Annotated in this window: 6 protein-coding genes; 2 read left to right on the forward strand and 4 right to left on the reverse strand. The window is 66.3% G+C overall.

What is annotated here, in order from left to right; genetic code table 11:
- Positions 1–234, reverse strand: a 234-nt coding sequence (locus tag MOV74_RS30455) for a LysR family transcriptional regulator (RefSeq protein ID WP_246930486.1), incomplete at its 3' end; no start/stop codon positions are given.
- A 98-nt stretch (positions 235–332) separates the two neighbouring features.
- On the opposite strand from MOV74_RS30455, the gene MOV74_RS30460 reads away from it, so the two are divergent.
- Both MOV74_RS30460 and MOV74_RS30465 read left to right on the forward strand, forming a co-directional pair.
- Complete coding sequence (locus tag MOV74_RS30460; protein WP_246930488.1) at positions 333–1,244, forward strand: DMT family transporter; 912 nt, start codon at positions 333–335, stop codon at positions 1,242–1,244.
- Between the two features lie 12 nt (positions 1,245–1,256).
- On the forward strand, positions 1,257–2,030 hold the full coding sequence (locus MOV74_RS30465; RefSeq protein ID WP_246930490.1) for an MBL fold metallo-hydrolase: 774 nt from the start codon (positions 1,257–1,259) through the stop codon (positions 2,028–2,030).
- Between the two features lie 106 nt (positions 2,031–2,136).
- On the opposite strand, the gene MOV74_RS30470 is transcribed toward MOV74_RS30465, so the two are convergent.
- The 3 genes from MOV74_RS30470 to MOV74_RS30480 all read right to left on the reverse strand — a co-directional run.
- A complete protein-coding gene (locus tag MOV74_RS30470; RefSeq protein ID WP_246930492.1) occupies positions 2,137–2,907 on the reverse strand; it encodes a TIGR02186 family protein in 771 nt (256 codons plus the stop codon).
- On the reverse strand, positions 2,904–3,821 hold the full coding sequence (locus tag MOV74_RS30475) for a sulfite exporter TauE/SafE family protein (RefSeq protein ID WP_246930494.1): 918 nt from the start codon (positions 3,819–3,821) through the stop codon (positions 2,904–2,906). The genes MOV74_RS30470 and MOV74_RS30475 overlap by 4 nt, the downstream gene beginning before the upstream one ends.
- Before the next feature lie 349 nt (positions 3,822–4,170).
- A partial coding sequence (locus tag MOV74_RS30480) for a tetratricopeptide repeat protein (RefSeq protein ID WP_246930496.1) occupies positions 4,171–5,382 on the reverse strand: 1,212 nt, incomplete at its 5' end.

Here is a 5,382-nt window from a genome sequence, read left to right on the forward strand (position 1 = left end):
CTCCTCAGCCAGCGAGAGCAGCCGCCGCGCATAGGACAGCAGCCGCTCGCCGGCCTCGGTCGGGCGCACGTTCTTGCCGTCGCGATGCAGCAGCACCTGGCCGACGTCTTCCTCCAGCCGCTTGATCTGCTGGCTCACGGTCGACTGCGTGCGGTGGACACGTTCGCCGGCGCGGGTGAAGCCGCCGGCCTCGACCACCGAGACGAAGCTGCGCAGCAGTTCGAGATCGAGCATGGCCGTCTCCATTCGAAAAACCACTGACAAGGAGTTAATCATTTAATTTCCAAATGACAAGCGGCCTCCCTAGATCGAGGGTTCAGGAGAATGCCCGCATGTCGCTCGCCCCCTCGATTTCGGTTCCCGGCCGCCGTTTCAACACGCTGCCGCTTGCCATCGGCCTGTTCTGCCTGCTCTGGAGCTACGCCTTCGTCGCCGGCAAGATCGGCGTCACCCATTGCCCGCCGCTGATCCTGCTCGCCGCGCGGTTCTCGCTCGCCGGCATTTTGATCCTGGGCGCCACGCTGATCCGAGGCGACTGCTGGTCGCTATCCTGGCGCGACGCGGCGATCTTCGCCGTGCTCGGCATCGCCAACAACGCGCTCTATCTCGGGCTCGGCTACACCGGCCTGCAATCGGTCTCCGCCGGCCTCGGCGGCCTGATCGTGTCGGCCAATCCGGTGTTCACCGCCGCGTTAGCGGCCCTGCTGCTCGGCGAAGGCATGACCTGGCGCAAGGCCGGCGGCCTGTTGCTCGGCGTCATCGGCGTGACCGCGATCGTCTGGCATCGCCTGTCGGTGGGCACGGATTCCCTGCATGGCATCGTGTTCACGCTGGCTTCGCTGGCCTCGCTCGTCGCCGGCACCATCCTGTTCAAGCTGCTCGCGCCGAAGGGGAGCCTGTGGATCGGCAACGGCGTGCAGAATCTCGCTGCCGGCATCGTGCTGACGCCGGTCGCACTGACCTTCGCCGACATCCACGCGATCGATGTCACGCCGGGCCTGATCGGCGCCTTCGCCTTCCTCGTGCTGGGCGGCTCCATCCTGGCCTACTGGCTCTGGTTCCATCTCCTGAAAGTGTGCGGCGCGACCGCAGCCAGCGCTTATCATTTCCTGATGCCGCCGCTCGGCATGCTGTTCGCGTATCTCGTCCTCGGCGAGCACGTCGAGGCCCGCGATCTGCTCGGCATCATTCCGGTTGCACTCGGCATTTATCTGGTGACCCGGCCCGCAAAGCCCGTCTCGTAACAGGAACTCATCATGCCCATTTCCATCACCCTGATCGGTGGCCCGACTGCGCTGATCGAGATCGACGGCTTCCGCCTCCTCACCGATCCGACCTTCGATGCGCCCGGCGCCTATCAGTTGCCGCATGTGAAGCTGGAGAAGACCATCGGCCCCGCGTTGAGGCCCGATGCGATCGGTCCGGTTGATGCTGTGCTGCTCAGCCACGATCAGCATTCGGACAATCTCGACAATTCGGGGCGCGAATTCCTGAAGCATGCCAAACGCGTGCTGACCACCGAAGCCGGTGCCAAACGTCTCGGCGGTCATGCCGAGGGTCTTGCGCCCTGGGCCACCGCCCACATCAAGGACCGCGACGGCCATTCGCTGACCATCACCGCGACGCCGGCGCGTCACGGCCCGGCCGGCATCGAACCGCTGTCGGGCGATGTGATCGGCTTCGTGGTGTCCTCGAACCGCAAGGACACCAGCGCGGTCTATGTCAGCGGTGATACCACCTGGTTCGACGGCGTCGCCGAAGTCGCGCGCCGCTTCAAATGCGGCGTGGTGCTGCCCTTCGCCGGCGCCGCGCAGACGCGCGGGCCATTCCATCTCACCATGGACACCAACGACACCATCGAGACCGCGCGCGCCTTCCCCGATGCGATGATCGTGCCGGTCCACACAGAAGGCTGGGCGCATTTCCGTCAGAACAGCGAGGATCTCCGCAAGACGTTCGACGTGCTGGGTTTCGGAACGCGGCTGCGGCTGCTGGAGCCGGGCGTGCCGACGGTGATCGAGGCGCCGTAGCTGCCGCGGGCGTCATTGCGAGGAGCGAAGCGACGAAGCAATCCAGGATCTCTCCGCTGAGGCAGTCTGGATTGCTTCGCTGCGCTTGCAATGACGGAGTGTGCGGCTAATCCTTCCGGAACACGATCGACGCCATCCAGCCCGTCATCAGCGCCATTGCCGCGGTGACGAGGCCGTAGATCAGCCCGTTCTGCCTGGCGGTGGTGGCGACGAACTGCTCGAAACCCACCTTGACGATCTCGAACGCGGTCTCGGTCTTGCCGATGAATGCGCCGTTCGCAAACAGCTTGATCTCCACCTCATAGGTGCCGATCGGCACCTCCGCCGGCAATGGAATGCCGGTGCGGAACAGGGTCGGCGTCAGGAAGGTCACCGCGCTCGGATCCTCGCGATAGAGTCCGCGCTGGGTGCGCAGGCGGATGAAGGCGGACCGGAACACATCGTTCGGCACCACGTCGGCATAATCGCCGCCGACCCGCTGCGTCAGCAGCACGTTGTTCAGTCCGATCTGCTGCCGCCGCGCGATCTCGGGCGAGGTGATCGCGTCGAAGGGGCGGTTGGCGAACAGCGCCAGATAGCTCGGCACCTGCAGGAACTGCCGGTAGTCGGTGTTGATCCAGATCCCGAAGGTACGTTCCTTGCGCCGCGTCATCATGTCGGCGCGCGGGCCCATCACGGTGACCACGAGATCATAGGCCGTGCGATCGGCGGGCGTCGTCGCATCCTTCTCGACCGAGCCGAACAGCACCAGCTCCTCACCGGAATAGTTCGGTGTCACCGTGACGCGGTGGTTGGAGACCGAGACGATCAGCCGCTCGGCGCGCGCGGCTGAGCCGAGCAGCAGGACGAGCAGGAGTGCGAGAGCTGCGCGCATCATCCGCTCACTCCGAGCTCACGGATGGTGAAGAGATCTTCGGGGCGGATCACCAGCTCGATCGCGAAGCGGACGCCGACCGAGAGGATCAGGAGGCCGAGCAGCAGCCGCAGCTGCTCGCCGCGGATCTTCTGCCCGGCGCGGACGCCGAACTGCGCGCCGGTGACGCCGCCGACCATCAGGATCAGCGCCAGCACGGCGTCGACGAGGTGGTTGGTCACCGCATGCAGCAGGGTCGCGAACAGCATGGTGACGAGCGTCAGGACCATCGAGGTCCCGATCACCGTCGAGGTCGGCACCCTCAACAGGTAGATCATGATCGGCACCAGGATGAAGCCGCCGCCGATGCCCATGATGGCGCCGATGAAGCCGATCATGATGCCGACGATCACCACAGGGATGACCGACAGATAGATCTTCGAGCGCTTGAACCGCATCTTCAGCGGCAGGCCGTGGATCCAGTTGTGCGTGCGTCGCGGCGGCAGCGCGCCGCGCCGGGTCCGCATCAGGGCGCGCAGGCCTTCGGAGAACATCAGGCTGCCGACCGTGGTGAGCAGCACCACGTAAGAGAGCGCGATCATCAGATCGAGCTGGCCGAGCGCGCGAAGCTGCGTGAAGGTCCACACGCCGAGCGCTGTCCCTGTCACGCCGCCGCAGAGCAGCACGCTCGCCAGCGCCGGATCGATCGCGCGCCGCCGCCAATAAGACAGCGCGCCGGAAAAGGAGGAGGCCGCGATGTGGCTCGTGACGGAGGCGACCGCGACCGCGGGCGTGATGCCGATGAAGATCAGGAGCGGCGTCATCAGGAAGCCGCCGCCGATTCCGAACATGCCCGAGACGAAGCCGACCGCAGCGCCCATGGCGAGCACCAGGAAGACGTTGACCGGAAGATCGGCGATTGGAAGATAGAGCTGCATTGAACCACGCGCCGGCGAGACGGATCGACTATCGCGGAAGGCCCGCGAGAAGATCGGAACGATTGCCGCGCCCCTCAATAGCGGAATTTGCTCGCGGGAGGGACCGGGAATTTCGGGCGTGGTGAATGAGGCAGGCAGCGTGATGAGAATGGGCTCAGTCGCTGTCACGACAAAGGTGCGCTCCCTCCCCCGCTTGCGGGGGAGGGTTGGGGAGAGGGTGTCTCCTCGAGCGAGAACCCCCAAGAGGCGAGAGCCCTCACCCGCGTCGCTCCGATCCGCGATCTCTCCCGCAAGCGGGAGAGGTGCACCGTGCGCGCGGCTCGCTCTGTCTGCCTAAAGCAATTCGCTTTTAATGCGCCGCCGAGGCCGAGCGCTTTGTCGCCACCGCCTTCGGCGCGGGCTTTGCATTCGCCTGCGGCGCGCTGTCCCAGCCGCCGTTGGGGGCCGGAACGTTGACTGCATCATCCGGCTGCGGTTCGGCGCTGAAGGTCTGGATCGCGAGCTTGGCAGCGGCGAGCGATTGCGGGTCGAGACGTTTTGCGACGTCGTCGCGCTTGCCGGAGGCATCCGCATCGCCCTGAGCGGCTGCCAGGCTGAACCATTTGTAGGACTCGGCGAGGTTCTGCTCGACGCCGATGCCGCGGGCATAGAGGATGCCGAGGTTGAACTGGCTGTCGGCGACACCGCGATCGGCCGCTTTCCGGAACCACTGCGCCGCGCTCTTGTAGTTGGCGCCGCGTCCACCGCCGTCGGCATCGAGGACTGCGAGATTGTGCATCGCCTTGGCGTTGCCGCGCTCGGCGGCCTGGGTGTAGTAGCGGCGGGCGATGTCGGCGTCTTTCTTCACCCCCAAGCCCTTTTCGTAGAGCGTGCCGAGGCGGAAGGTCGCGGGGATCACGCCGGCCTGCGCCGCGCGATCGTACCATTTGGCGGCTTCGTCGTAATTCGTCGCAACGCCCTTGCCCTCGGCAAAGCGCAGGCCGATCTCGTAGGCCGCGGTCGCGTCGCCCTTCATCGCGGCGGTGCGCAGGCCCGGGCCGCCGATGCCGTCGGGCAGCTTCTCGCTCGGCGGAACCTGGATCAGACCGATCTTGGCGCGGCTCGTGCCCGACAGCGCACCGGTGACGTCGCTGTTGGTCGCAGGTGCGGGCGCCATCGTGGCAGGCGCCGTCGGAATTTCAACCGAGGCCGAGTTGGCGGCGGGAGCTGGCGCGGAATTGTTCTGGGATTGCCGCCCGATCGGCGTCGGCGAGGTCATCGATGGCGTGACCTGCTCGGGCGTGGCGGGCTTGTTCTCGATCACCGGCGGCGGGGCCTGCGGCGCGGGCTGGCTGGACGTATTCTCCATGGCCTGCGGCGCCGGCGGCGCGCTGCCTTCGAGCAGATTCATCGCCATCTTGAAGGTGCCGAGCACGATCACGACCACGCTCGCGCCGACCAGCAGCGAGCGGATCTTGGAGGTGATGGTCGAACCGCCGTCCTTGCCCTTGTCCTTGGTGCGATCGGCACCCGCCTTGGCACCGCGAGCCGGCTTTTCCGGCTGCGCGGCGGCGGCCTGGGC

The sequence above is a fragment of the Bradyrhizobium sp. SHOUNA76 genome (genome assembly GCF_023006445.1).
Lineage (GTDB): Bacteria > Pseudomonadota > Alphaproteobacteria > Rhizobiales > Xanthobacteraceae > Bradyrhizobium.

Bases quoted from the DNA above. Each gene is read 5' to 3' on its own strand.
- MOV74_RS30460 (WP_246930488.1), top strand. From the start codon at position 333: ATGTCGCTCGCCCCCTCGATTTCGGTTCCCGGCCGCCGTTTCAACACG.
- MOV74_RS30465 (WP_246930490.1), top strand. From the start codon at position 1,257: ATGCCCATTTCCATCACCCTGATCGGTGGCCCGACTGCGCTGATCGAG.
- MOV74_RS30470 (WP_246930492.1), bottom strand. From the start codon at position 2,907: ATGATGCGCGCAGCTCTCGCACTCCTGCTCGTCCTGCTGCTCGGCTCA.
- MOV74_RS30475 (WP_246930494.1), bottom strand. From the start codon at position 3,821: ATGCAGCTCTATCTTCCAATCGCCGATCTTCCGGTCAACGTCTTCCTG.